The sequence below is a fragment of the Rhizobium herbae genome (genome assembly GCF_017873135.1).
GTDB classification, from domain to species: Bacteria; Pseudomonadota; Alphaproteobacteria; order Rhizobiales; family Rhizobiaceae; genus Pararhizobium; species Pararhizobium herbae.
In genome coordinates this window covers 18,316-41,154 of record NZ_JAGGJV010000001.1, presented here as the reverse complement: position 1 = coordinate 41,154, position 22,839 = coordinate 18,316, and the positions used below count along the sequence as shown (strand labels likewise).

Annotated in this window: 27 protein-coding genes and 1 tRNA gene; 17 read left to right on the top strand and 11 right to left on the bottom strand. The window is 60.8% G+C overall.

All coding sequences use genetic code 11. The features are described 5' to 3' along the window. Positions 1-48: 48 nt before the first annotated feature. Entirely contained in the window at positions 49-486 is a 438-nt protein-coding gene (locus J2Z75_RS00290; RefSeq protein WP_209846034.1) for a DUF1489 family protein, read from the bottom strand. 74 nt (positions 487-560) lie between these two features. Beyond that, the gene (locus J2Z75_RS00285) at positions 561-1,961 is read right to left on the bottom strand and encodes an L-serine ammonia-lyase (RefSeq protein ID WP_209846031.1); all 1,401 of its coding nucleotides are present in this window, start codon (positions 1,959-1,961) and stop codon (positions 561-563) included. Between the two features lie 264 nt (positions 1,962-2,225). Here J2Z75_RS00285 and J2Z75_RS00280 point away from each other — a divergent pair, with 264 nt between their 5' ends. From J2Z75_RS00280 to J2Z75_RS00270, 3 genes are all read left to right on the top strand, one after another. Then, a complete protein-coding gene (locus tag J2Z75_RS00280) occupies positions 2,226-2,918 on the top strand; it encodes a DUF599 domain-containing protein (RefSeq protein WP_209846028.1) in 693 nt (230 codons plus the stop codon). 82 nt (positions 2,919-3,000) lie between these two features. Next, positions 3,001-4,008, top strand: coding sequence for a heparan-alpha-glucosaminide N-acetyltransferase (locus J2Z75_RS00275; protein ID WP_209846026.1), 1,008 nt, complete (start codon positions 3,001-3,003; stop codon positions 4,006-4,008). 3 nt (positions 4,009-4,011) lie between these two features. Next, positions 4,012-4,485 carry a methyltransferase family protein gene (locus tag J2Z75_RS00270; protein WP_209846023.1) on the top strand — a complete coding sequence of 158 codons (474 nt, stop codon included), beginning with the start codon at positions 4,012-4,014 and terminating at the stop codon, positions 4,483-4,485. A 27-nt stretch (positions 4,486-4,512) separates the two neighbouring features. Here the strand turns inward: J2Z75_RS00270 and J2Z75_RS00265 are convergent, their stop codons facing one another. From J2Z75_RS00265 to mgtE, 3 genes are all read right to left on the bottom strand, one after another. Further along, the gene (locus tag J2Z75_RS00265; RefSeq protein WP_209846020.1) at positions 4,513-6,486 is read right to left on the bottom strand and encodes a PhoX family protein; all 1,974 of its coding nucleotides are present in this window, start codon (positions 6,484-6,486) and stop codon (positions 4,513-4,515) included. A 139-nt stretch (positions 6,487-6,625) separates the two neighbouring features. Beyond that, on the bottom strand, positions 6,626-7,012 hold the full coding sequence (locus J2Z75_RS00260; protein WP_209846017.1) for a MerR family transcriptional regulator: 387 nt from the start codon (positions 7,010-7,012) through the stop codon (positions 6,626-6,628). A gap of 166 nt (positions 7,013-7,178) precedes the next feature. Further along, positions 7,179-8,606, bottom strand: coding sequence for a magnesium transporter (gene mgtE, locus J2Z75_RS00255; RefSeq protein ID WP_209848643.1), 1,428 nt, complete (start codon positions 8,604-8,606; stop codon positions 7,179-7,181). Positions 8,607-8,862: 256 nt separating this feature from the next. On the opposite strand from mgtE, the gene J2Z75_RS00250 reads away from it, so the two are divergent. Then, the gene (locus tag J2Z75_RS00250) at positions 8,863-9,363 is read left to right on the top strand and encodes a peptide deformylase (protein ID WP_209846015.1); all 501 of its coding nucleotides are present in this window, start codon (positions 8,863-8,865) and stop codon (positions 9,361-9,363) included. 88 nt (positions 9,364-9,451) lie between these two features. Here the strand turns inward: J2Z75_RS00250 and J2Z75_RS00245 are convergent. Continuing rightward, a tRNA-Leu gene (locus J2Z75_RS00245) sits at positions 9,452-9,536 on the bottom strand. Positions 9,537-9,731: 195 nt separating this feature from the next. On the opposite strand from J2Z75_RS00245, the gene lipB reads away from it, so the two are divergent. Then, positions 9,732-10,490 (top strand): lipoyl(octanoyl) transferase LipB, encoded by a 759-nt coding sequence (lipB, locus tag J2Z75_RS00240; RefSeq protein WP_209846013.1) that lies wholly within the window; start codon positions 9,732-9,734, stop codon positions 10,488-10,490. Here the strand turns inward: lipB and J2Z75_RS00235 are convergent. The 3 genes from J2Z75_RS00235 to J2Z75_RS00225 all read right to left on the bottom strand — a co-directional run bounded on the left by J2Z75_RS00235 (position 10,463) and on the right by J2Z75_RS00225 (position 13,415). Then, on the bottom strand, positions 10,463-11,725 hold the full coding sequence (locus tag J2Z75_RS00235) for a zinc metalloprotease (RefSeq protein ID WP_209846011.1): 1,263 nt from the start codon (positions 11,723-11,725) through the stop codon (positions 10,463-10,465). The genes lipB and J2Z75_RS00235 overlap by 28 nt on opposite strands. Positions 11,726-11,823: 98 nt before the next feature. Continuing rightward, positions 11,824-12,369, bottom strand: coding sequence for a hypothetical protein (locus J2Z75_RS00230; protein ID WP_209846009.1), 546 nt, complete (start codon positions 12,367-12,369; stop codon positions 11,824-11,826). A gap of 149 nt (positions 12,370-12,518) precedes the next feature. Beyond that, on the bottom strand, positions 12,519-13,415 hold the full coding sequence (locus tag J2Z75_RS00225) for a DMT family transporter (protein ID WP_209848641.1): 897 nt from the start codon (positions 13,413-13,415) through the stop codon (positions 12,519-12,521). Between the two features lie 218 nt (positions 13,416-13,633). On the opposite strand from J2Z75_RS00225, the gene J2Z75_RS00220 reads away from it, so the two are divergent. The 7 genes from J2Z75_RS00220 (at position 13,634) to fghA (ending at position 18,296) form a co-directional block, all read left to right on the top strand. Then, positions 13,634-14,032 (top strand): helix-turn-helix domain-containing protein, encoded by a 399-nt coding sequence (locus J2Z75_RS00220; RefSeq protein ID WP_209846007.1) that lies wholly within the window; start codon positions 13,634-13,636, stop codon positions 14,030-14,032. An 88-nt stretch (positions 14,033-14,120) separates the two neighbouring features. After that, positions 14,121-15,248, top strand: a complete 1,128-nt coding sequence (locus tag J2Z75_RS00215) for an S-(hydroxymethyl)glutathione dehydrogenase/class III alcohol dehydrogenase (RefSeq protein ID WP_209846005.1) — start codon at positions 14,121-14,123, stop codon at positions 15,246-15,248. A 4-nt stretch (positions 15,249-15,252) separates the two neighbouring features. After that, positions 15,253-15,597, top strand: a complete 345-nt coding sequence (locus J2Z75_RS00210; protein WP_209846003.1) for a hypothetical protein — start codon at positions 15,253-15,255, stop codon at positions 15,595-15,597. Positions 15,598-15,741: 144 nt separating this feature from the next. Then, positions 15,742-16,146, top strand: a complete 405-nt coding sequence (locus J2Z75_RS00205) for a hypothetical protein (RefSeq protein WP_209846001.1) — start codon at positions 15,742-15,744, stop codon at positions 16,144-16,146. A gap of 134 nt (positions 16,147-16,280) precedes the next feature. Then, entirely contained in the window at positions 16,281-16,751 is a 471-nt protein-coding gene (locus J2Z75_RS00200) for a YaiI/YqxD family protein (protein WP_209845997.1), read from the top strand. Between the two features lie 28 nt (positions 16,752-16,779). Continuing rightward, complete coding sequence (locus J2Z75_RS00195) at positions 16,780-17,433, top strand: DUF1345 domain-containing protein (RefSeq protein WP_209845994.1); 654 nt, start codon at positions 16,780-16,782, stop codon at positions 17,431-17,433. A 29-nt stretch (positions 17,434-17,462) separates the two neighbouring features. After that, positions 17,463-18,296, top strand: coding sequence for an S-formylglutathione hydrolase (fghA, locus tag J2Z75_RS00190; protein WP_209845991.1), 834 nt, complete (start codon positions 17,463-17,465; stop codon positions 18,294-18,296). A gap of 60 nt (positions 18,297-18,356) precedes the next feature. On the opposite strand, the gene J2Z75_RS00185 is transcribed toward fghA, so the two are convergent. Beyond that, positions 18,357-18,668, bottom strand: coding sequence for a DUF1883 domain-containing protein (locus tag J2Z75_RS00185; protein ID WP_209845988.1), 312 nt, complete (start codon positions 18,666-18,668; stop codon positions 18,357-18,359). A gap of 167 nt (positions 18,669-18,835) precedes the next feature. Between J2Z75_RS00185 and crcB the strand changes: the two genes are divergently transcribed. The 4 genes from crcB to J2Z75_RS00165 all read left to right on the top strand — a co-directional run bounded on the left by crcB (position 18,836) and on the right by J2Z75_RS00165 (position 21,773). Further along, a complete protein-coding gene (crcB, locus tag J2Z75_RS00180; protein WP_209845985.1) occupies positions 18,836-19,213 on the top strand; it encodes a fluoride efflux transporter CrcB in 378 nt (125 codons plus the stop codon). A 124-nt stretch (positions 19,214-19,337) separates the two neighbouring features. Then, on the top strand, positions 19,338-20,330 hold the full coding sequence (locus tag J2Z75_RS00175) for an RluA family pseudouridine synthase (RefSeq protein ID WP_209845983.1): 993 nt from the start codon (positions 19,338-19,340) through the stop codon (positions 20,328-20,330). After that, positions 20,330-20,995, top strand: a complete 666-nt coding sequence (locus J2Z75_RS00170) for an HAD-IA family hydrolase (protein WP_209845980.1) — start codon at positions 20,330-20,332, stop codon at positions 20,993-20,995. Before J2Z75_RS00175 ends, J2Z75_RS00170 begins: the two co-directional genes overlap by 1 nt. Further along, positions 20,988-21,773 (top strand): ATP12 family chaperone protein, encoded by a 786-nt coding sequence (locus tag J2Z75_RS00165; protein ID WP_209845977.1) that lies wholly within the window; start codon positions 20,988-20,990, stop codon positions 21,771-21,773. Before J2Z75_RS00170 ends, J2Z75_RS00165 begins: the two co-directional genes overlap by 8 nt. 88 nt (positions 21,774-21,861) lie before the next feature. On the opposite strand, the gene sugE is transcribed toward J2Z75_RS00165, so the two are convergent. Then, the gene (gene sugE / locus J2Z75_RS00160) at positions 21,862-22,176 is read right to left on the bottom strand and encodes a quaternary ammonium compound efflux SMR transporter SugE (protein WP_209845973.1); all 315 of its coding nucleotides are present in this window, start codon (positions 22,174-22,176) and stop codon (positions 21,862-21,864) included. Between the two features lie 262 nt (positions 22,177-22,438). On the opposite strand from sugE, the gene J2Z75_RS00155 reads away from it, so the two are divergent. Further along, positions 22,439-22,816, top strand: a complete 378-nt coding sequence (locus J2Z75_RS00155; protein WP_209848640.1) for a VOC family protein — start codon at positions 22,439-22,441, stop codon at positions 22,814-22,816. Positions 22,817-22,839 lie beyond the last annotated feature (23 nt).

The window sequence follows — 22,839 nt, the reverse complement described above, 5'->3', positions numbered from 1 at the left end:
CAACGATCAAAGCCCGGCAATGCCGGGCTTCTTCATACGATCCATTTTTTAAAGAAGGCCGAGTTCGGCAAGCTCGCGGCGCAGTTCCAACGGCATTTCCGCAGTCCCAACTCCCAGCGCCGAGAGATCGCGCGGCGCTTCACTCGTCTGCAGATAGCGCCACCCCTGAAATGCGCGGCGCGGCTGATAGGCCGTTTCGACAACCTCCGGACCGAGGATGAGCTTGCAGCGGCCGATGCCGTCGGCATCGGTAAAGGTCTCGATACCGGTCAGGCGCTGACGGGCCTGGACCTGCCCCTTGATCACCCAATAGAGCGACCCGCCGTCCAGCAGCTCTTCGCCTCGCTTGGGGACCATGCGGGTGACGTGGAACGAATGCGGTTCGAGACCGGCAGCGATCGCCGTCAACGCCTTGCGCGATACCCAATCGCGCAGGTCGTCAATCGAATCCGCGCCGACGCAGAGTTTGATGAGATGCAAGGCCATGGCCGGAGTTGAACACCCGCGGGGCGGTCGCGGTCAAGCCTGATCTCCGACCGCTCCACAAGTCCATGCGGCTCTCAGCATTCGACGACGTTGACGGCAAGGCCGCCCGTCGAGGTTTCCTTGTATTTGTCGTGCATGTCGACACCGGTCTGGCGCATTGTCTCGATGCAGGCATCAAGCGGCACGAAATGCTGGCCGTCGCCCTTGATCGCCAGCGAGGCGGCCGTTACGGCCTTGACAGCACCCAGCGCATTGCGCTCGATGCACGGCACCTGGACGAGGCCGGCGATCGGATCGCAGGTCATGCCGAGATGATGTTCCAGCGCGATTTCAGCGGCATTCTCGATCTGCTCGGGCGTGCCACCCATGACCGCCGCAAGGCCAGCGGCGGCCATAGCGGAGGCCGAACCGACCTCGCCCTGACAGCCGACCTCGGCACCGGAGATCGAGGCATTGAACTTGATGATGCCGCCGATCGCCGCCGCGGTCAGAAGATAGTCGCGAATGCCGTGATGATCGGCATCGTCATGAAAATGCAGGTAATAGCGGATCGTCGCCGGAACGACGCCGGCGGCGCCGTTGGTCGGCGAGGTGACGACGCGGCCACCGGCGGCATTCTCCTCGTTGACGGCCATGGCGTAGACGCTCAGCCAATCGTTGGCGAGCAAGGGGTTGACCTTGTTGGAGCGCCATTCGTCCTGTAGCTTGTCATGGATCATGCCGGCACGGCGGCGAACCTTGAGGCCGCCGGGCAGGATGCCCGATCCCGTCAAGCCGCGATCGATGCAAGCTTTCATCGCCGCCCAGATGCGGTCGAGGCCCTCGTCGAGCTCTTCCGCCGACATCGAACATTCCTCGTTCGCCCGCTTCATCTGGGCGATCGACAGGCCGGAACGAGCAGCCATCTCCAGCATCTGCTTGGCCGTCGAAAAGGGATAGGGAACCTTGACGCCGCCCGGCTTGGCCTTGCTGGCCTTCATGGCTTCGAGCTCTGTATCGGTGACCACGAAGCCGCCGCCGATAGAGTAATAGACGCGCTTCAGCAACAGCCGCCCGTCCTTGTCAAAAGCGGAGAAGGACATACCGTTGGCATGGCCCGGCAACGGCACCTTCTTGTCGAACACCAGGTCGGTTTTCGGCTGAAACTCGTAGGTTGGATGTCCCGGAGGCGTAATGCGGCCGGTGCGCTCGACCTCATCGATGATCGGATCCATCCGGTCCGGATCGACTTTGTCCGGGCGCTCGCCCATCAGCCCGAGGACGACCGCCCGGCCCGAGCCATGGCCGATACCGGTAAAGGCGAGCGAGCCGTGCAGGCTGGACTTGATCGAGGCAACGGCAGCATTGGCCGGACGCGGCCAGTCGCTCGACAGGATCAGGTCGAGAAAGCGGTTCGCCGCCGACATCGGTCCCATCGTGTGCGAGCTGGAAGGGCCGATACCAATCTTGAAGACATCAAAAACCGAAAGAAACATTCGAACTCCGCCCTTATGGACTGGATTGGGGGACTGGAGGACCGGACAAGATTGCCGGACCATTGCATCGAAACTAGGCTATCCCGCGCCTGTCATCAGGCGATCAACCGACATCCGCTCCTGCGCGTGCGACACGAACCGCCATCGCATGGCTGTATCACGAATCCCGACACATAAGTCGCCATGCCGAACCAGCGATTTCAAGAGGCGTGGCAAACTTTCACGATATCTTGCAATTTCGCCAAACCATGCCAAAAACGAAGCATGACACTGACGGACTATATCTCTTTGGCGATCTTCGCGCTGCTGTGGACCGGTTACAACTGGGCCACGGACGGAAAGGTGCAATTCCAACGTATCAGCCTGTCGCGGCTGATGATGGAAAGCCGGCGGCGGTGGATCCTGAATTCGCTCAATCGCGACCTGAAAATGATCGATACGCAGATCGTCGCCGGCCTGCAGGCGGGCACGGCGTTCTTCGCCTCGACAACCATCTTCGCGCTCGGCGGCTGTTTCGCCCTGCTGGGCGCTACGGACCAGGTCCAGGCGATTATGAACGACCTGCCTTACGTCTTCCATGGCGGACGCAGCGCTTTCGAGCTGAAGGTTGGCGGCCTTGCCTGCCTGTTTGCCTATGCCTTCTTCAAGTTCGCCTGGTCGTACCGCCTGTTCAACTACTGCTCCATTCTCATCGGCGGCATTCCGATGATGTCCGATATGCTGCAGGACCGCGCCGGCGCCGAACGGGCAGCCGTGCGGGCGATCAAGATGAACATTCTCGCGGCGAAGAATTTCAATGCCGGCCTGCGCAGCATCTTCCTGTCGATCGGTTATCTCGGCTGGTTCGTCAGCCCCTATGTCTTCATCGCACTGACAACCTTCGTCATCTTCGTGCTGACGCGCCGCCAATTCTATTCGGAAGCGCGCGAAGCCCTTCTTGACGACACAAACCCCTGAAATCCTCGAAAGAACGTGGTGACGCGGTGCGCCTGGCGCAAGCTCGCCGCCGTATGTTGCCATGATTGGAAAAGATAGAGCCATGTCGATTACCAACGCAGCCACCGAGAGCGACAACGGGACGGTATCACCGGCAACAGCCGAGCGGCGTGGCCGCATCTGGGCGATCGATGCACTGCGCGGTTTCGCTCTGATCGCCATGGCGACCTATCATTTCTCCTGGGATCTGGAATATTTCGGTTATCTCGAGCCGGGCACCGTCGGCACCGGCGCATTCAAGATGTATGCGCGGCTGATTGCCGGCAGCTTCCTGTTCCTGGCCGGCATCAGCCTTGTGCTCGGACACTATCCCGTTTTCAAGGCCCGCGCCTTTGCCTTCCGCTTTGCCAAGATCGCAGCGGCCGCGCTGGTCATCACCATCGCCACATGGTTTGCCTTTCCAGACAGCTTCATCTTCTTCGGCATCCTGCATGCGATTGCAGCCGCTAGCCTCATCGGCCTCATATTCCTGCGCCTGCCAGCCATCCTTACACTGGCAGTCGCCGCCGCCGCCTTTGCCGCGCCGTTCTACCTGCGTTCCACCATTTTCGACACGCCGGCGCTCTGGTGGGTCGGACTGTCCGAAACGCTGCCGCGCTCGAACGACTATGTGCCGCTGCTGCCCTGGCTGGCGCCGTTCCTGGCGGGCATCGCGGCGGCCCGCGTCGCGCTCAGCGTCGGATGGTTCGAAAAGCTGCGCACCGATGGTAGCGCACGCTGGAAAACCGCGCTCACCGCAGCCGGACGTCACAGCCTGGCCATCTACCTCCTGCATCAGCCGCTGCTGTTCGGGCTGGTTTACCTTTTTGCGCTCGGCTTTCCCGCAGCCAAGCCCGATCCGGTCGATGCTTTTCGTTCCAATTGCGTGGCGACCTGCATAAAGCAGGAAACCGCAGCGCTTTGCGCCAATTTCTGCGGCTGCACGCTGGACAAGCTGATGGAAGAGAATCTCTTCGAACCCTTAAATACCGGGAAAATAGATATCAAGACGGACGAACGCATTGCGCGAATCGCCGGTCAGTGCACCATGGATGCACAAGCGAAGGAATAGGACATGAACGCCTATCGCGCCAAGCCGCTGACCTACCCCTGGCCTCCCCTTCTTTATGTGGCGGCGATCCTGGGAGCGGTGGCCTTGGGGCGAGCGCTGCCGATTTCCGTCGTTCACGGCCACGGCTGGGTGCCCTGGCTTTTGGGCTCGGCCTTCGTCGTTGTTGCTGTCTTTCTCGACGTCTGGGCGGTGAAGACCTTGATCGAGCGGCGCACCGCCGTTCTGCCGCATCGCTGTTCGTCGCATCTCGTCACCTGCGGCCCGTTCCGCTACACTCGCAATCCGATCTATCTCGGCTATACGATCATGATGGTCGGTTTCGGCCTGATCACCCTCAATCCCTGGTTCTTCATCATGGGGAGCGCCTCCGTCGCCGTGACGACGGCCTTTGCGATCCGCAACGAGGAACTGCATCTCCTGTCGCGCTTCGGCTTCGAGTTCGAACGCTACTGCCGCGCCACCAGCCGATGGATCTGAACCCACCGGCCCCGGCTTTTCTCAGTCTCAGTTTCCAACAACACCATTGTCGTCGCGGGTGATGACGATCAGCGACGGGCGTGCCGGCATACCGTCGGCAAAATCCGGCCAGGCCGTTCCGGCGTCGGCGATAGCAGTCGCATCCTCGTTGTCGGACATCCGCAATTCGCCCGGATGCTGCACGGAGACAAAGACGTTCGTGCCATCCGGCGTGAATGTCGGCGAGCAGCATTCCGAGCCGACCGGAGCAATATAGAACAGCTTCGGCAACGCCCGCCCCGGACCTTCCGTGTCCATCACATACATCGAATCGGCAATGCCTTCCGGCGGCGGACCATCGGTCGTGACCCAGAGTCTACCGGCGGGATCGACGCCGAGATTGTCGGGGTCGGTGAACCAGCCGGACGCCGTCGTGCCCGGATTGAACATCGCCTCGTCCTCGGGCTTGGTCGGATCGCCACACAGCACGAAGACGTCCCATTTGAACGTATCGGCGGCATGATCCGGCTTGTCCGGTGCGCCGGGCGGCACGAGTTCCAGAAGATGGCCGTGCGGGTTCGGTCCGCGCGGATTGGCGATGTTGACGGTTTCGCGCTCGTCGCCCTTGCCCGCCGCCAGCCGGTCCTCGTTCTCCGTCATCGCCACGTAAAGCTTGCCGGTGCCGTGATGCGGCACGAACCCTTCCGGCGCATCCATCGGCGTCGCGCCCACCAGATCGGCCGCGGCACGTGTGTTGAGCACGACATCGGCTTGGGTCGCAAAGCCGGCTTCGGCGGTCAGCGGCCCCTCGCCTGCGGTCAGAGGCAACCAGGTCATCGTCCCGTCGCTCGAAAATTTGGCGACTGACAGCGTGCCGTTGTCGAGAAGGTCCTTGTTGGCAGCCCGGTCGGCCGGGTTCCACGGATCGCGGGTGACGAAGCGATAGAGATATTCAAAGTCGTCATCGTCGCCCATGAACACCACGACGCGGCCATCCGGCGCGACGGTGACCTGCGCGCCTTCGTGCGTCATGCGGCCAAGCGATGTCCGCTTCACCGGCTTTGCTTGCGGGTCGAACGGGTCGATCTCGACCACCCAGTCAAACCGCATCCATTCGTTCGGCTCTTTCTCGAACTTGAAGCGCGGATCGACGCGGCTGACGGAGTAGATGTCGTTTTCGTCTTCGTCCCAACCCTGCCGTTCGACCAGTTCCTGGTTGGGCAGCGTCTTGTAGTCGCCGGCAAAGACATCCATGGCGCCTTCCTCACCCGACAGCATCGTGCCCCAGGGGGTGATGCCGCCATTGCAGTTGGAGATCGTGCCGAACACTATTTTGCCGGTCGGATCCGCCTTGGTCTTCAAACGGTCGTCGCCTGCGGCCGGACCGGAAATATCCATCTCGGTGCCCATGTGGACACGGCGGTTATATTTGCTGTCGAGAACGATCTTCCATTCCCGGCCCGTCTTTGCCACCTCGAAGACGCTGACGCCAAGACAGCCCATCAGCGCGCGGATCTGGTTGTCGGTCAGTTTCTCGCGGTAATCCTCATCGGTGAGGCCGGGAAACATCAGGAAAGGCGTCGCATATTCATGGCTGACGACCATCAGACCGTGCTCCGACGACGTCGAGCCCTGCGGCAAGGGCAGGAACTGGGTGAAGTCGTTGTTGTAGCCGAACTGGCGCTCGGCGGCCTTGCCATCAAGGTTGGCAATATCGAAGGCCGGGCTGTCGGCAAACAGCGCATCGCCCCAGCGCGCGACAACCTGGCGGCCATAGCCTTGCGGCCAATGGTCGGCGGTATCGCGTACCCGCTGCAGTTCCGGAAAGGTCAGGCTGGATGCCGCAGCGGCCCGGACCGGATTTGCGGATATACCATGACCGATCGCCGCAATCGCGGCTGATCCGAAAAGCCCCTTGAGAACAGTGCGGCGATTGACGCCTTCCGCGAGGATTTCGCCGTAGGATGAGGAAAAGGCGCGGCGCGGATTCGGCCGGGCGCGGGTTTTCTGGCGATCTGACATGCGAGCCTCCGATTTGTGTGACGAAGGCGATATTGCATGCACTTGTGAATGTGCTGTGACGCGCAGGGTCAGTGTCGGCGGCCACCTCAATCCGGATCAGCGGGAAAGCTTCAAAGTCTGCCTGAAAACGGTTAAGCGCTCAGGTGCCGACGCCGATTTCGGCCAGCCGCGTCAGGCAGGCTTCCTCGACATTGTTCAGCTCTTCCAAGGTCTCTTCAATGTCCTTGCGCTTCTGGTTGAGTTCGTCGCGTTTCTCTTCGACGCGCTTCATCAGCAGGCGCAATTGCCCCGCCTCGCCCGGCGGATCGCGATAGACGTGAATGATTTCGCGGATTTCGGCGATGGTGAAGCCGATGCGGCGGCCGCGCAGGATTTCCATGATCAGGCGGCGATCGGCCGAGCGAAACAGCCGTGTACGGCCGCGTCGCTCCGGGTGGATCAGTCCCTCGTCCTCGTAGAAGCGCAGCGTGCGGGTCGAAACCCCGAATTCCCGTGTCAGCTCCGTAATGGTATAATACTTGTTCACGCCTGCCTCGCCTGGAACCACAGTCCGTCACATCTGGCGAAAGGCGCCGGGAAATGCAGCTGCGGTTGAAGTGTCGCGCCGGTCAACCCGCCTGAATCGAGGCCGTTGCGATAGTGGGAAGCACTCTGATTGACTTTGACGTAAAAGTCAAATTTTTCGCCCGACATCAACCGATGCGAAACCACCAGGTAGCGAGCCCGAGGAAGGCAAAAAAGCCGGTGACATCGGTCACGGTCGTCACGAAAACCGCCGACGAGACGGCAGGGTCTGCCCCGTAGCGGTCGAGCAGCAGCGGGATCATGATGCCTGCAAGGGCGGCTGCGATCATGTTGATCAGCATGGCAACCGCGATGATGCCGCCAATATTGTAGTCCTGGAACCAGGCGCCGGCGACGATGCCGATCAGCACCCCGAACAGCATCCCGTTCAAGAGGCCGACGCCGGCCTCGCGGCGGACGATGCGCCAGGCGTTGTGAATATCGAGATCGCGGGTGGCAAGCGCGCGCACCGTCACCGTCATCGTCTGCGAGCCGGCATTGCCGCCCATGCCGGCAACGATGGGCATCAGCACGGCAAGGGCGACGATCTGCTGGATCGTCGCTTCGAACAACCCGATGACCGAAGCGGCCAGAAACGCCGTCAGCAGATTGACCATGAGCCAGGGCACGCGCGAGCGCGACGTGCTGCCGATCGAATCGGACAGTTCTTCGTCGCCGACACCGCCAAGGCGCATCAGGTCTTCTTCCGCTTCCTCCTGGATGACGTCGACGACATCGTCGATGGTCAGCACACCGACCAGCCGGTTGTTCTCATCGACAACAGCAGCCGACAGAAGGTCATACTGCTCGAACAGCTGGGCCGCCTCTTCCTGGTCCATTTCGGCCGGCACCGGATGGTTGGTTTCGCGCATGATCGTCTCGATCTTGACCGAGCGCTTGGTGCGCAGGACGCGATCGAGATCGAGCGCGCCGAGCAGTTTGAAGGTCGGATCGATGACGAAAATCTGGGTGAAGCTCTCGGGAAGATTGTCGTCCTCGCGCATGTAGTCGATGGTCTGGCCGACCGTCCAGAACGGCGGCACCGCGACGAACTCCGTCTGCATGCGCCGGCCGGCCGTGCTTTCGGGATAATCAAGCGAACGCCTGAGCCGCACCCGCTCGGTGAACGGCAGCTTCGAGAGGATCTCTTCCTGATCCTCCTGGTCGAGGTCTTCCAGGATGTAGACGGCGTCGGCGGAATCCATTTCGCCAAGCGCTGCGGCGATCTGCTCGTTCGGCAGATGCTCGACGATATCGAGACGGATCGCCTCGTCCACCTCGGTCAGCGCGGAGAGGTCGAAATCGTCACCGAGGAGCGAAACGAGCGCCCGGCGCTGGTCCGCCTGTATTGACTCCAGCAGGTCACCCATTTCGGAGGCGTGAAGGCGGGCGACATGCTGGCGGAGATAAAGCAGGTCACGGTCAGCGATGGCGGCGCCGACATGCATCAGGTAATCGGAGCGCACCGATCCGTCTTCGGCATAGATATCCGAGCCGTCATAGACGTCGACTTCCGAGGGATTGCGGTCTTTGTCCTGTTCGCCGGTACCGCTCATATGCCCGCCCTCAAAAAGAATTGCAGCCATCCAAGACGCCGGCGCAAAACCGGGCGAGCAGGAAGATGGCGTCATAGACCGATGGTCGCAGCGAGCTTGAAAAAGCAAACCGCCACTCCCTGCTAACCCAACACGCGGATGAGGTCCACCATCCGCTGCAGCAACCAGCCGATAGCGCGATGATTTTTGCTCAAGCTGTTGCAAAATCATATGAATTGTTTAGCTCTGGCGCAGCTGGAAAACACGGAGCCTGCCCTTGCCCATACGACCGATCCTGCGGTTTCCCGATCCGCGGCTCGCCATGCCGGCAGCCGCCGTCGAGCATTTCGACGCGGATCTCGCTGCACTTGCCACAGACCTGCTCGACACCATGCGAGCAGCACCGGGGATCGGCATCACGGCGCCGCATATCGGTGTTTTGCAACGCCTGACGGTCATTGAACTCGATGCCGCCTCCGGTCCGAAGACATACGTCAACCCCGAGGTCGTGTGGTCGTCGGCTGACACGACCGCGCATGCCGAAGGCAGCGTCTCCATGCCGGGAATTACCGACGATGTCGTCCGGCCCCGCCTGATCCGCGTCCGCTACCAGACGCTTCTTGGCGACGTGAGGCAAGAGGAAGCAGACGGCCTACTGTCCATTTGCCTCCAGCACGAGATCGACCAGCTCGACGGCATTTTCTGGCTGCAGCGGCTGTCCCGCCTGAAGCGCGAGCGGGCGGTAAAACGTTCTGCAAAACAGGACAAGACCCGCTGATTCCGTTGGGGATATGGGCCGAAAGACGGGCATACGGGCACAAAAAAACCCGCTGCAAAGCGGGCTTTTGTTTTGGCATGAAGCCAAATGGTGCGGTCGAGAAGACTCGAACTTCCACGGGTTGCCCCACAGCGACCTCAACGCTGCGCGTCTACCAATTCCGCCACGACCGCAACCGTGGTAGGCGCTGGATTGCTCCAGCGGGGCTGCATGTAGCAAAAGCATTTGGGGTGCACAAGGGCAGGATGACAGAAAGTTGACGGTGCAATCAACTATTTCAACAGGCTGCTTGCCGACCCCCTGAGAATGCTGGACTCTTCGCCTGTTGCGTACCATTTAGACGACAAATCAACAGGATTGCCGGGCTCATGCAACGCGAAAACCTTGAGAAGACATTCTTCGCCGCCGACGGTTTTGCGCCGGTGCGATGGAGAATCGCGCCCTCGCCGGTCGAATATGCGCAGGCCGTCGAAACAATGGAGCGTGAAGTGGCGGCGATCTCCGCCGGCGAGGCGGATGAACTCGTCTGGCTCGTCGAGCATCCGCCGCTCTATACCGCCGGCACCAGCGCCGATTCCGCCGACCTGATGATGCCCGACCGGTTTCCGGTGTTCCAGACCGGCCGCGGCGGTGAATACACCTATCACGGGCCGGGACAGCGGGTCGTCTACGTCATGCTCGACCTCAAGCGTCGCAAGCAGGACGTCCGTGCCTTCGTTGCAGCACTCGAAAGCCTGGTTATCGAAACGCTCGGCAGCATGAACGTGAAAGGCGAGCGGCGCGAGGATCGCGTCGGCGTCTGGGTCCGCCGTCCGGAGCGCCCCACCCTGCCCGATGGCGCGATGGCGGAAGACAAGATCGCCGCGATCGGCATCCGTCTGCGCAAATGGGTGAGCTTCCACGGCATGTCCCTGAACGTCGATCCCGATCTCGATCATTTCGACGGCATCGTGCCCTGCGGCATTCGCGGCTATGGCGTCACCAGCCTGGTCGATCTCGGCCTGCCGGTCATGATGACCGATGTCGACATCAGGCTTCGCCAGTCCTTCGAGGATATTTTCGGCCCTACGGTCAATGAAGACGACTGTCTGCCGTCCGTTCAGGCGAACAGCCGGTCCATCGCATAGACGATGGCATAGCCGTGCAACGTCACGGCAGCATAAAGCCCCAGGCCGCTGGCGATCCGCTGGACACTCGTCATTTCGTCCAGACGATCGCGAGGTTTCACGCCGCCCTGCCCCATCATGCTGAGCAACGCAAAGACGGCAAGGCCCGCCAGCAGTGCCGGCGACGAGATGCCGACGCGCCAACCCACCCCGAGAATGATGAGGGTGACAAGGAAGCTCCCCGTCATCAGGCTCAAGCGTGAACGAAACACCTGCCGCAGCACCTGGCCGCCATCGAACCGGTTCATCGGCAGGAGATTGAGCAGGTTGAAGGCGCCGAGGATCAGCAGGAAAATCAGAACGGAAGGGCCTGAAACGAAGGCAAGGGCTCCCTCGCCGCCCGCATTGTGCAAAGCGATTGCCACGGGAATGAAGAATGCCGACATGCCCGGGCCCATCAGAGCGCATGTGGAGACCTCGAACAGGGAATTGTAGGGCCTGCCACCGATGGCGATGCCGCCGAGCAACGGCACGAAGATCATTCGTACCGTCTTGTGGCCGAAAGCACGATAGGCGGCCATGTGTCCCAATTCATGCAGCGCGACGACCAGCGTCAGCAGCGCCGACAACATCAGGCCATCGCGGGTCAGGCCGAAGAACGGCCAGAGAAGCAGCGTGGACAGCAGCGCCAGAGCGCATTGAACCAACGGATGCTCGAACCCGGCACGTTCCGGCCTGCTCTGCCCTGTTTCAAGCCACTGACGCAGCGCCTTCATTTCACGCCGCAACGCAAACAGGCGGAAGATCAGAAAGGCAAAGCCCCGGTAGCGATCCGTCTGTTCGATTGTCAGGTGAACTGCATCGCCGTCCTCCACGATCCGCCGCCGCTCGCGAAAATCCTTCCAGAACGATACGTCGAGAGCACTGTCGTCGAGGACGCGGGCGTCATATTCCTTCCCGGTGAGCTTCTGGGTAATATCGAGGGACCGGACGATCGGCTGGCCATGCCGGTCGAGATGGGTATAGGTCTGCTGCACCCGGTTGGGAGCGCCCGGCAGAACGCGGCTGGTGAGAACGGAATGATGCCAGTCGGCCGAGTGGCCAAGCGGGAAAACTGCGTTCCACACCTTGTCCGCATCGGCCCGGAATGCCGCGCGTACACGCACCGTGCGCAGCCCGAGCGGGGCCGCCATCAGAAGCCACAGAAGGCCGACGTTTATGACCAGAAGCACGATCGCCGGAATGTGCGTCGCCATATGCGTCCTCCGATTGACCGTCAGCCGAACGCTAGCCGTAGAGAGTGAACAAATCGTGCCGGAAACCGGTCGCGCCCGGTTCCCCGTTTCTTGGAACGTTATGCCGCTGCCGCATGATCGCCCGGCACCCCCGTCAGAACGCCGATCTGATCCAGCATCCTGCGCTCGCGCGCCGTCAGATGACTGCCGCGCGAACGCGCGACGGCACTCATGACCCTGGCGATAAGAAGGATATCTGCCTTCTGCAGTCCATGCCGGTTGCCGCGAAGCCCGGCCCAGATGCCGACATCCTCGGTCATCGCGACGCGGATCTGTTCCAGTGCGAAAATCGACAGACTGTCGGGAATTTGAGTGGAGATGTCGATGATGTGAAACAGGAGATCGAGTTCGATGCTTGAATTCACCACGCCGCGCGTCGAGATCATCGCAATCAGCCAATCGGCATTCCATTCGTCCATCGCCCCTTGCGGATAGCAGGTGCGAACGATGAAATCCGTCATGCTGTCGATGAAATAATGATGCCATTCGGCGCATTTTTCGCTGCAGGAACCGTTGATCGCGAGCAAGATCATCGCATCCTGCGAGGAGGCAAGCCCCTGAACGAAAACATGCTCGCGCAGAATACCGATGTCATCGGTCGTCAAGCGCATCTTCCCGGCGATCACACATGCCGGATAAGAAAGACGAAGTTCACCCATCGTTTCTCTCCCGTTTCCTCATGAAACTGGATCGAGACTAGGCCGAAGCTGTTTCCAATCCGGAAAGAATAAGCCTTAGCAAAGACTTGCCGGATTCATTCAATTTTTACCATTCGCCCCGCCCGGCGCTCCCGCCAGATCATGAAAAGGCCGGAGCCGACGATGATGGCGATGCCCAGCCATTTCGACAGCGTCGGAAACTCGCCGAAAATCAGAAAACCCAGGGCGGTGCCGGTGATGATCTCCAGATAATGGAACGGCGCCAGCAGCGACACGGGGGCCGCCTGAAACGCCTTGACCACGAGAAGATGACCATAGCCCGAGATGGTGCCGAGAGCGACCACCAGAACCCAGCCGAGCGTGGAATGCGGCAGCGACGGCACGAAATCCACCGAACCGGCACCGTGCCCGACGGCTATGGCAACGATCATGAACAAAGAGCCGCCGATGCCGGCAATCGTCTGCATCGTCAAAGGGGTGTCGGCATCGCCAACCAGCCGGTTCAGCAGAAGATAACAGGCGAACAGGAACGCGCAGAAAACCGGCAGCAGCGACTTCAATCCGAAAATCTCGAAACTCGGCTGTATGACGATCATCGCACCGCCAAACCCGATGACGATCGCCATCCACCGTCGCCAGCCGACTTTTTCGCGCAAAATCAGGGCCGAAAGGCAGGTGAGGATGAACGGCTCGACGAAATAGATGGCGAAGACATCGGCCAGCGGCATGTATTTGACCGCGACGAAAAACAACAATGCGGCCGCGGCCAAGAGGACCCCGCGCAGCAGATTGAACCAGAGCCGCTTTGGCTTCAGGGCGCGCAGACCGCCGGTCGACAGCAGCATTGGCAGCACCGAAACCAGCTGGAAGAAGAACCGATAGAACGTCACCTGTCCGGGCGACATGCCCTGATAGACCGCCATGTATTTGGCGATCGCATCCATGCAGGGCAGGATGATCATGGCGAAAAGCATGATCGCGAGACCTTGCATGATGGTATGGCCGGGCGGGCGCGATGCGGTGTTCAAGGCGAATTTCCCATTTTCCATCAGTGGATCGAAGGCGCTTTTGGCGGCTTTTTTGACGTTGAAGGGTGTCCAATCGGATCTGCGGCCATATAAACTGCCAACATGAACTAACCCGACCGCAACCATGCGGCCGCCCCGGAACTCGACCCATCCACGCCCAAAAAGGCACACAGGAGAGACCGATGCGTTTATCGACCGATACAGTTTTAGCCATGATTCGCCGGCCAAGCGACAATGATACGCTCGGAGGCCGCATCTGGCGGGCGCGCGATGCGATGAACCTCTCGGCAAAAGATCTGGCGGACCGGCTGGGGGTGCGCACGGACACGATTTCCGCCTGGGAGCGCGACCGCTCCGAACCGCGCACCAACAGGCTGTTCATGCTGGCCGGGGTGCTCGGGGTAGCGCCGGCCTGGCTGATCGCCGGCATCGGCGAGGCACCGAAGGACGATCTTTCCAATACGATTTCCGGTCAGCTGCGCGACCAGCTGGCGCAGGTCAAGAAACTGCACGAACAGACCGGAAAAGCGATCTCCGCCCTTGAGATGGAGATCAACCGCGTCCTACAGGACATGCAGTAGATCACCGACCGATTCTGAGCCGATTCCGGCTTGAGCGCCATCACGCACTCTGCGATTGTGGCGCCAATTCATACGAGGGAGAACAACCATGGACGTTCGCGCCGCCGTTGCCGTTCAGGCCGGCAAGCCTTTGGAGATCATGACCGTTCAGCTGGACGGCCCGCGCGCCGGAGAAGTGCTGGTGGAGGTCAAGGCGACCGGTATCTGCCACACCGACGAATTCACGCTGTCGGGCGCCGATCCGGAAGGCCTGTTCCCGGCCATCCTCGGCCATGAAGGCGCCGGTATCGTCGTCGATGTCGGACCGGGCGTCACGTCGCTGAAGAAGGGCGATCACGTCATCCCGCTCTACACGCCGGAATGCCGCGAGTGCTATTCCTGCCTGTCGCGCAAGACCAACCTTTGCACCTCGATCCGTGCCACGCAGGGGCAAGGCCTGATGCCGGACGGCACAAGCCGCTTTTCCATCGGCAAGGACAAGATCTTCCATTACATGGGCTGCTCGACCTTTGCGAACTTCACGGTCCTGCCGGAGATCGCGCTCGCCAAGGTCAACCCCGACGCACCGTTCGACAAGATCTGCTATATCGGCTGCGGCGTCACCACCGGCATCGGCGCCGTCATCAACACGGCCAAGGTCGAAGTCGGCTCGACGGCGATCGTCTTCGGTCTCGGCGGCATCGGCCTCAACGTGCTGCAGGGTCTGCGCCTTGCCGGTGCCGACATGATCATCGGCGTCGATATCAACAACGACCGCAAGGCCTGGGGCGAAAAGTTCGGCATGACGCATTTCGTCAATCCGAAGGAAGTCGGCGACGACATCGTTCCCTATCTGGTCAACCTGACCAAGCGCAACGGCGACACGATCGGCGGCGCCGACTACACGTTCGACTGCACCGGCAACACCAAAGTCATGCGCCAGGCACTGGAAAGTTCGCATCGCGGCTGGGGCAAATCGGTCATCATCGGCGTTGCCGGTGCCGGCCAGGAAATCTCCACCCGCCCCTTCCAGCTGGTCACCGGCCGCAACTGGATGGGCACCGCCTTCGGCGGCGCGCGCGGCCGCACCGACGTGCCGAAGATCGTCGAATGGTACATGCAGGGCAAGATCCAGATCGACCCGATGATCACCCATACGATGCCGCTTGACGACATCAACAAGGGGTTCGACCTGATGCACGCGGGCGAAAGCATTCGCAGCGTGGTAATCTATTGATCCCATGAAGCTCGGTTGGCCGAAAGACTGGAAATTGAGGCTGAGATACGGGAAGCTAAAAACAGCTTTCCGTCATTTCTCGATACTTGCCGACGGTGAAATTGCGACGTCCAACCCTGATTTTGGGACAACAGCGGGAGCGGCGGCTGTTTTCTCGATGCGCGTCTGGGCGCTGGACGATGAGCAAGCCGTAGACATGCTCGTGAGTATCGGACAACGCGTGGGTTTTGACGCGACGGGGGAGATCCGATTGTATGATACAGACCCCGAAGAGCCGCCAAGCGACGAGCCTCGTGCATACAAATTGAATTTTCACCAGTATTTACGAGAGAACGAACATCTTCAATGATATCGGCAAGGGTACCCGCAGCGTCGCGATATACTAGGATTACCCCAAAAATCGGCTTAGATTTCGAGTGCCGGGAAGCGTAACAATCACAACAACGCCGCGCCGGCTCCAGGTCGCGGCGGCCATCCATAAGGGAGGATCGTTATGCTGATACGTTGCCTGACTGCCGCGGCTCTACTGGCTCTGACCCCGATGGCCGCGATGGCCGATCCGGTCGGCACCTATGATGTTGTCGGGAACAATCCCGACGATGGCAGCGAATACCGTGGAACGGCCGAGGTCAAAAGAACGGGCGATACCTATACCGTCACCTGGAATATCGGCGTCTCAAACTTCATCGGCACCGGCCTCGGCGCCAAGTTCGTCAGCGACACGCGTTTCGAGATGGGCGTAGCCGGACCGGATGACATCGCGCTGTCGGTGGGCTATGTCGCAAAAGACAACTTCGGCGTGGCGATGTATTTCGAGCAGCCGGACGGCCATTGGGAAGGCGTGTGGACCTATGGTGGATCGACCAAGGCAACAACGGAAAAATGGTACAGGAAATGATGACACGAGGGATGGAATGATCAGACGCGGTTTCGGCACTGCCGGTCAGTTTTTGGCGCGCGTCTCTTCCATCCCCGACCCGGCCCTTCTGCCAGGTCATGCGGCGATGTCAGCGACGAGCCGACTGTAGAACCATGTCCGAGCAGGAACCTCAAACAAACACCATCTACGTCGATGCCGACGCCTGCCCGGTCAAGCCGGAGATATTGAAGGTCGCCGAGCGCCACGGCCTTCCCGTCGTGCTGGTCGCCAATTCGGGTCTCAGGCCGTCGCGCGATCCGATGGTGCGCAACGTCATCGTCTCGGCCGGTTTCGATGCCGCGGACGACTGGATTGCCGAGCGTGCGCACGACGGCGATATCGTCATCACCGCCGACGTGCCGCTGGCCGGCCGTTGCGTTGCCGCCGGCGCGCAGGTGACCGGGCCGACCGGCCGCATCTTCGACAAGGCGAATATCGGCATGGCGACCGCCATGCGCGATCTTGGCGCGCACCTGCGCGAGACTGGCGAAAGCAAGGGCTACAATGCCGCCTTTTCGCCCCGTGACCGTTCCGCTTTCCTCGAAACGCTCGACAGGCTTTGCCGCCGCGTTAAACAGCGCTAGTAGAAACAAGAGCGCCCGGAGAGCATTGATGACCATCGCAGAAAAGAAGATCGTACATCGCCGCCACGCGCCCTTTTACGCCGGCGGCATCTGCGCGTTGATCACCCTTGTCGTGTGTCTCGCTGTCATACCGCAACTGGCAATCAACCTGGCCGCCGTGGTCTTCTTCTTCGTCTATCTGGTCCTGATCGCGGGGCGGCTGCCGAGGCTCAGCGGAGCCTATCTGAAACGCAATGCAGCCCGCACCGACGAGCCGGCGATCATCATCTTCGCCGTCACGCTGGCGACAGCCACAATCTCGATCGTTTCGCTGTTCCTGGCCATGAATGCCGGCGGCAGCGAAACAGCGATAGAACTCGTACTCGCCTTCGCCTCCGTCACGCTGGGCTGGCTGACCATCCATACGATGGCGGCGATGCATTATGCACACCGCTATTGGAGCCTGGAGATAGGCGGAGACGAGAGTGACAATCACGGCCTCGATTTTCCGGACACCAAGGAACCGGGCGGCTATGACTTCCTCTACTTCGCCTTCGTCATCGGCATGACGGCGCAAACCTCGGACGTCGCCATCACCTCGACCGCCATGCGAAAGATCAATCTTCTGCACGCGGTCGTCTCCTTCTTCTTCAACACCGTGCTGGTAGCGGCCGCGGTCAACGCGGCGGTGTCGCTGGCATAGCGATACGGCCGGCTTCAAAGGAGTACAGCTTGAAAGTCCTTTCCCAGAACACCGCGTTCGGCGGCATGCAGGGCGTCTTTTCGCATGATTCACAGGCCTGCAAGACCGAGATGACCTTTGCGGTCTATATCCCGCCGCAGGCGATCAAGGCGCCCTGCCCGGTCGTCTGGTATCTTTCCGGTCTTACCTGCACGCATGCCAATGTGATGGAGAAAGGCGAATACCGCCGGATGGCTGCCGAACTCGGCCTGATCATCGTCTGCCCGGATACAAGCCCGCGCGGCAACGAGGTGCCGGACGAACTGACCAACTGGCAGATGGGCAAGGGCGCGGGCTTCTATCTTAACGCCACGGAGGCGCCCTGGGACGAGAACTACCAGATGTACACCTACATCACCGAGGAACTGCCCGCCTTCGTCAGCCAGCATTTCCGCGTCGATATGGACCGTCAGGGCATCTTCGGTCATTCGATGGGTGGACACGGCGCCATAACGATCGCACTGAAAAACCCGGAACGGTTCAGGAGTTGTTCGGCCTTTGCGCCGATCGTCGAACCGTCGACGGCCGACTGGTCGATCGGCGCCTTCGAAAAATATCTCGGCGAGGACAAAGCCACCTGGCGGCAATACGACGCCTGCGCGCTGGTGAAAGACGGCGCCCGCTTCCCGGAATTCCTGATCGATCAGGGCAAGGCCGATAATTTTCTGGAAACCGGACTGCGGCCCTGGCTGTTCGAGGAAGCGATCAAGGGAACCGATATCGGCCTGACGCTTCGGCTGCATGAGCGCTACGACCACTCCTACTATTTCATCTCGTCGTTCATGGACGACCATCTGAAATGGCATGCGGAACGGTTGGCCTGAGCCTCGGCCAGATGGATTGATAAACCGCGTCGTCAAGCACGGCGCGGTTTTTTCGTTCTATCAGGACGCGGACTGGAACCGGGGCGGTGCGGCGGTCTCGACGATGCGGATGCTCGATTCGCTATGGCCGTGATGACCTTCCATATCGACGACCACGTGCCAGTGGCTGGATTGAGGGATGACAAGACGGATGGGTGACTTGCGCGCGACGCCGCCGACGAACTGATGCTTCATCGCTTCCTTGTAGAGCTGAAAATTGTTGTCCGTCATCAGCCGGACATTGGCGACCGCCGACAGGGTGATCTCGATGGTCACGCCGGCGCGCTGCTGCTTGAGGTCGTAGTGGGTGAAGTTGAACTTCAGTTTCGTCATGTCATGCCCGTTTGAAAGCTGCGCCGCCCGAAGCATCTATATTAGGGATCGCGTGTTAAAGAATGGTTTTCCGCCGCACCGGCAGTCCGCCACTGACGCTTTTCAAATGCGCCAAAAATGGACGGCCGGCTTTCCTGCCTCGCCGGTTTCGGCTATGGCATTTTCCCATGACACAGATCCTTCTCGTTGCCGCCGGTGGCGCTCTCGGTTCCGTACTCCGCTATCTCGTCGGGCTATGGACGCTACGCAGCTTCGGGCCATCCTTTCCCTGGGGAACGCTGACGGTTAACGTTACGGGATCTTTTCTAATCGGTGTCTTTGCCGAGGTGATCGCGCGAAAATTTGGCGCATCAGCCGAGATGCGCGTGTTCCTGATCACCGGCATTCTCGGCGGCTACACCACCTTTTCCGCCTTCTCGCTCGATGCGATCACGCTGATGGAGCGCGGTGAACCGGTCACGGCGCTGATTTATGTGGCATCCAGCGTGCTTCTTTCGGCAATCGCGGTGTTTGCCGGGCTGGCCCTTATGCGCGCAATAGTCTAAAGGGACCATCTCAGAGCGCCGTGCGTCCCTTGGACCGGCTTGCTCTGTCATATCAGTTTGCGCACGGGTTTCCTGTCGGCACCATTGTCGAGGCGCTATGGCAATTGGATGCAGGTAAGAGCACATGGCGGGCATTGAACACAAGCAGGTGGAAACCGACGAGGCGGGCATGCGGCTCGATCGCTGGTTCAAGGTGCATTATCCGGGCCTGGGCTTCGGTCCGCTGCAGAAGCTTTTGCGCTCCGGCCAGGTCCGCGTCGATGGTGGCCGGGTCAAATCGGATGCGCGCATCCAGCCGGGCCAGGTCATCCGCATTCCACCGATGGAGGTCGACCCCAAGGAAAAAACCGGGCCGATCGCAGGGCGCGATCTTCGCCATGCGTCGGACCATGAGTTGCTATCGCGCATGCTTTTGCATGAAGACGCCAAGGTGATCGTTCTCAACAAGCCGGCCGGCATCGCGGTTCAGGGCGGCTCGGGCATCAACCGCCATATCGACGAGATGCTTGAAGCCTGGACCAGTCCCAAGGGCGAAAAGCCCCGTCTGGTGCACCGGCTCGACCGCGACACCTCCGGCGTGCTTGTTATCGCCCGCACGCGTGGTGCCGCCCAGAAGCTGACCGCCGCCTTCCGCGAGCGCGACACCAAGAAGACCTACTGGGCGCTGGTCAAGGGTGTGCCGCGCAAGCGCGAAGACAAGATCTCGTCATGGCTGGTCAAGGAGCAGACCCCCGACGGCGACCGCATGCGGATCGGCAAGCATGGCGACGACGGCGCCGACCACGCCATTTCCTATTACAAGATCATCGAGCAGGCGGGCCAGAACTTCACCTGGCTTGAGTTGGAGCCCTATACCGGGCGAACGCACCAGCTGCGCGTTCACGCGGCCCAGATCGGCCATCCGATCATCGGTGATCCGAAATATTTCGAGGCCGAGCACAACTGGTCCTTTCCGGGCGGCATGCAGAACAAGCTGCACCTGCACGCCCGCCGCATCGACATTCCCCATCCGGATGGCGGACGCCTGATCGTGACTGCGCCGATGCCGCAACATATGATCCAGAGCTGGAACCTGATCGGCTTCGACATGGCCAGCGCCGAGGAAGCCGACGACTGATGAAGCTCGCTCTTTTCGATTGCGACGGCACCTTGGTCGATAGCGCAGGCCTGATCCATGAAGTCATGGCGCGCACGTTCGAGGACTTCGGTCTGGCCCGCGTCACACTGGATGCCACCAAGAGCATTATCGGCCTGACGCTCGACATCGCCATCGCCCGGCTGATGCACCAGCCGCATGTGGACGACCGCGCCCAGGCGATGACCGCGCATTACAAGAAGCTTTATGGCGGCGTCCGCGCCGAGATGAATTTTCGCGAACCGTTGTTTCCGGGTATTGCCGAATTGCTCGCCACACTTTCGGCCCGTGACGAACTGCTCCTGGGTGCTGTAACGGGAAAGTCCCGGCGCGGACTTGATCAGATCTGCGCAAGCCACGGCTATGAAAAGACATTCTTCGTTTCGAGGACCGCCGACGACTGCCCTTCGAAGCCGCATCCGGCCATGGTGACGGAGTGCTGCGGCGAGGCAGGCATCGACCCGAAGGACACCGTCGTCATCGGCGACGCCATCTATGACATGCAGATGGCCAAGAGTGCCGGCGCCTTAGCGATCGGCGTCGCCTGGGGCTATGCTTCCGTTCCCGAGCTTGTCGAGGCCGGCGCGGACCACATCGCCCGCACCCCGCACGATATTCTGGACTGGATGGAGACACATCATGCCTGATATTCGCGACGATCTGTCGGCAGCGCTGAGCGACCCGGATCCCGTGCGCCGCGCGCAGATCCAGATGCACAAGCCGTTGGCCAAGCGGTTCTATACCACCGTGAGCATCGGTCCGGTGGAAGACGGCGGCCATGCGATCCTGCTCGACGGCAGGACCGTTCGCACGCCGGCGAAACAGCCGCTGACCGTACCGACGCCAGCCGCCGCCGCGTTGCTTGCCGCCGAATGGGATGCGCAGAAGGAAAACATCGACCCGGCGACCATGCCGGTCACCCGGCTGGCCAATACGGCGATCGATGGTGTCTCAAAGGACATCCGCGCGGTCTTCGACGACATCCTGAACTTCGCCGGGACCGACCTCCTGTGCTACCGCGCCAGCGAGCCGGAAGGGCTGGTCATCCGGCAATCGGAACGCTGGGACCCGGTGATCACCTGGGCAGCAGAGAAGCTCGGCGCGCGTTTCATCCTCGTCGAGGGCGTCGTGCACCAGGTTCAGCCGCGCGCCGCCATCAACGGCGTCGCCGAGGCGTTACGCGCCTATGCCACCCCGCTCGGCCTTGCCTGCCTGCACACGATCACCACGCTCACCGGGTCCGCCCTGCTTGCTGTTGGTTTTGCAGAGAAGCAGCTTTCGGCCGAAGAGGCCTGGGCGCTTGCCCATGTCGACGAGGACTGGCAGATCGAGCATTGGGGCACCGACGACGAAGCCTTCCAGCGCCGCGAAAACCGCTGGCGGGAGATGCAGGCCGCCACCGCGACACTCGACGCCCTGCGCTGAGCAGGAATGTCTCGAACATTCAATGTCGCCAAAAACACACCGCGCGGTCACCTGCGCGGTGTGTTTTTCATTTGAGATTCCGGGACAATCAGGCTGTCAGCTTCAATCCGGCGATGCCGGCGATGATCAGCGCGATGCAGCCGATGCGCACCGCGGTCGCAGGCTCGGCAAAGAGAATGATGCCGAGAATGACCGTTCCGACGGTACCGATCCCGGTCCATATCGCATAGGCCGTGCCGAGCGGCAGGGTGCGGACCGCGACGCCGAGCAGAACGATGCTTGCCAGCATGGCAGCGCCGGTCAGAACCGTCGGCACGAGCCTGGTGAAGCCTTCTGTATATTTAAGGCCGATCGCCCAGCCGATTTCGAGAATTCCTGCGAGGAAAAGAAAAATCCAGGCCACGTTTTAACTCCATTCATGGAGCGAGGCCGTCCTCGCGGATGTGCGGGGCCAGCAATAGATTCCGGTCCCGTGCAGCCGTCTGCATGCACACTTTATGCCACCCGAAGATAGCGGTGACAAGAGCCTGCCATGCATGGCTGCCATTCGCGGTTCGGCAGGAGACAGGTGGAAAAAATGCCCCGCGGTATGCAGGAAGATCAGCTTTGCGCTTGTGCGGATGATATCGAACAGGGAAGATGCGGACAAAGAGGAGTGCTGCTCAATGTTTGATCACGTGTCGATTGGCGTAAAAGACCTGAAGAGATCACTCACCTTCTACGATGCGGTTCTAACGCCGCTCGGCTATGAACGCCTTATGAAAACGGACAAGGCAATCGGCTACGGATCCGACAAGATCAGTCTCTGGATTGCCGAAGTCGAGAGCCCCGTGCCGCCTGACCGCGGTTCCGGCCTGCATTTCTGCTTTACAGCGCCCGATGCGGCCTCAGTCGATGCTTTCCATGCGGCCGGCATGGCAAATGGAGGCGAGGATAACGGTTCGCCGGGACTTCGGCCAGAATACAGCCAATTCTACTATGCAGGTTTCGTGATCGACCCTGACGGATATCGTCTCGAAGCGTTCTTCAAACTGCCGGAATGAGCCGGTAATCGTCGCCGAACCAC

Coding starts and splice junctions, on each gene's coding strand:
- J2Z75_RS00165 (WP_209845977.1), top strand. CDS start 20,988: ATGCCTGATATTCGCGACGATCTGTCGGCAGCGCTGAGCGACCCGGAT.
- J2Z75_RS00175 (WP_209845983.1), top strand. CDS start 19,338: ATGGCGGGCATTGAACACAAGCAGGTGGAAACCGACGAGGCGGGCATG.
- J2Z75_RS00290 (WP_209846034.1), bottom strand. CDS start 486: ATGGCCTTGCATCTCATCAAACTCTGCGTCGGCGCGGATTCGATTGAC.
- J2Z75_RS00155 (WP_209848640.1), top strand. CDS start 22,439: ATGTTTGATCACGTGTCGATTGGCGTAAAAGACCTGAAGAGATCACTC.
- J2Z75_RS00170 (WP_209845980.1), top strand. CDS start 20,330: ATGAAGCTCGCTCTTTTCGATTGCGACGGCACCTTGGTCGATAGCGCA.
- crcB (WP_209845985.1), top strand. CDS start 18,836: ATGACACAGATCCTTCTCGTTGCCGCCGGTGGCGCTCTCGGTTCCGTA.
- J2Z75_RS00195 (WP_209845994.1), top strand. CDS start 16,780: ATGACCATCGCAGAAAAGAAGATCGTACATCGCCGCCACGCGCCCTTT.
- lipB (WP_209846013.1), top strand. CDS start 9,732: ATGCAACGCGAAAACCTTGAGAAGACATTCTTCGCCGCCGACGGTTTT.
- J2Z75_RS00235 (WP_209846011.1), bottom strand. CDS start 11,725: ATGGCGACGCACATTCCGGCGATCGTGCTTCTGGTCATAAACGTCGGC.
- J2Z75_RS00275 (WP_209846026.1), top strand. CDS start 3,001: ATGTCGATTACCAACGCAGCCACCGAGAGCGACAACGGGACGGTATCA.
- J2Z75_RS00285 (WP_209846031.1), bottom strand. CDS start 1,961: ATGTTTCTTTCGGTTTTTGATGTCTTCAAGATTGGTATCGGCCCTTCC.
- J2Z75_RS00220 (WP_209846007.1), top strand. CDS start 13,634: ATGCGTTTATCGACCGATACAGTTTTAGCCATGATTCGCCGGCCAAGC.
- J2Z75_RS00200 (WP_209845997.1), top strand. CDS start 16,281: ATGTCCGAGCAGGAACCTCAAACAAACACCATCTACGTCGATGCCGAC.
- J2Z75_RS00205 (WP_209846001.1), top strand. CDS start 15,742: ATGCTGATACGTTGCCTGACTGCCGCGGCTCTACTGGCTCTGACCCCG.
- J2Z75_RS00210 (WP_209846003.1), top strand. CDS start 15,253: ATGAAGCTCGGTTGGCCGAAAGACTGGAAATTGAGGCTGAGATACGGG.
- J2Z75_RS00185 (WP_209845988.1), bottom strand. CDS start 18,668: ATGACGAAACTGAAGTTCAACTTCACCCACTACGACCTCAAGCAGCAG.
- J2Z75_RS00225 (WP_209848641.1), bottom strand. CDS start 13,415: ATGCAAGGTCTCGCGATCATGCTTTTCGCCATGATCATCCTGCCCTGC.
- J2Z75_RS00280 (WP_209846028.1), top strand. CDS start 2,226: ATGACACTGACGGACTATATCTCTTTGGCGATCTTCGCGCTGCTGTGG.
- mgtE (WP_209848643.1), bottom strand. CDS start 8,606: ATGAGCGGTACCGGCGAACAGGACAAAGACCGCAATCCCTCGGAAGTC.
- J2Z75_RS00215 (WP_209846005.1), top strand. CDS start 14,121: ATGGACGTTCGCGCCGCCGTTGCCGTTCAGGCCGGCAAGCCTTTGGAG.
- J2Z75_RS00270 (WP_209846023.1), top strand. CDS start 4,012: ATGAACGCCTATCGCGCCAAGCCGCTGACCTACCCCTGGCCTCCCCTT.
- J2Z75_RS00265 (WP_209846020.1), bottom strand. CDS start 6,486: ATGTCAGATCGCCAGAAAACCCGCGCCCGGCCGAATCCGCGCCGCGCC.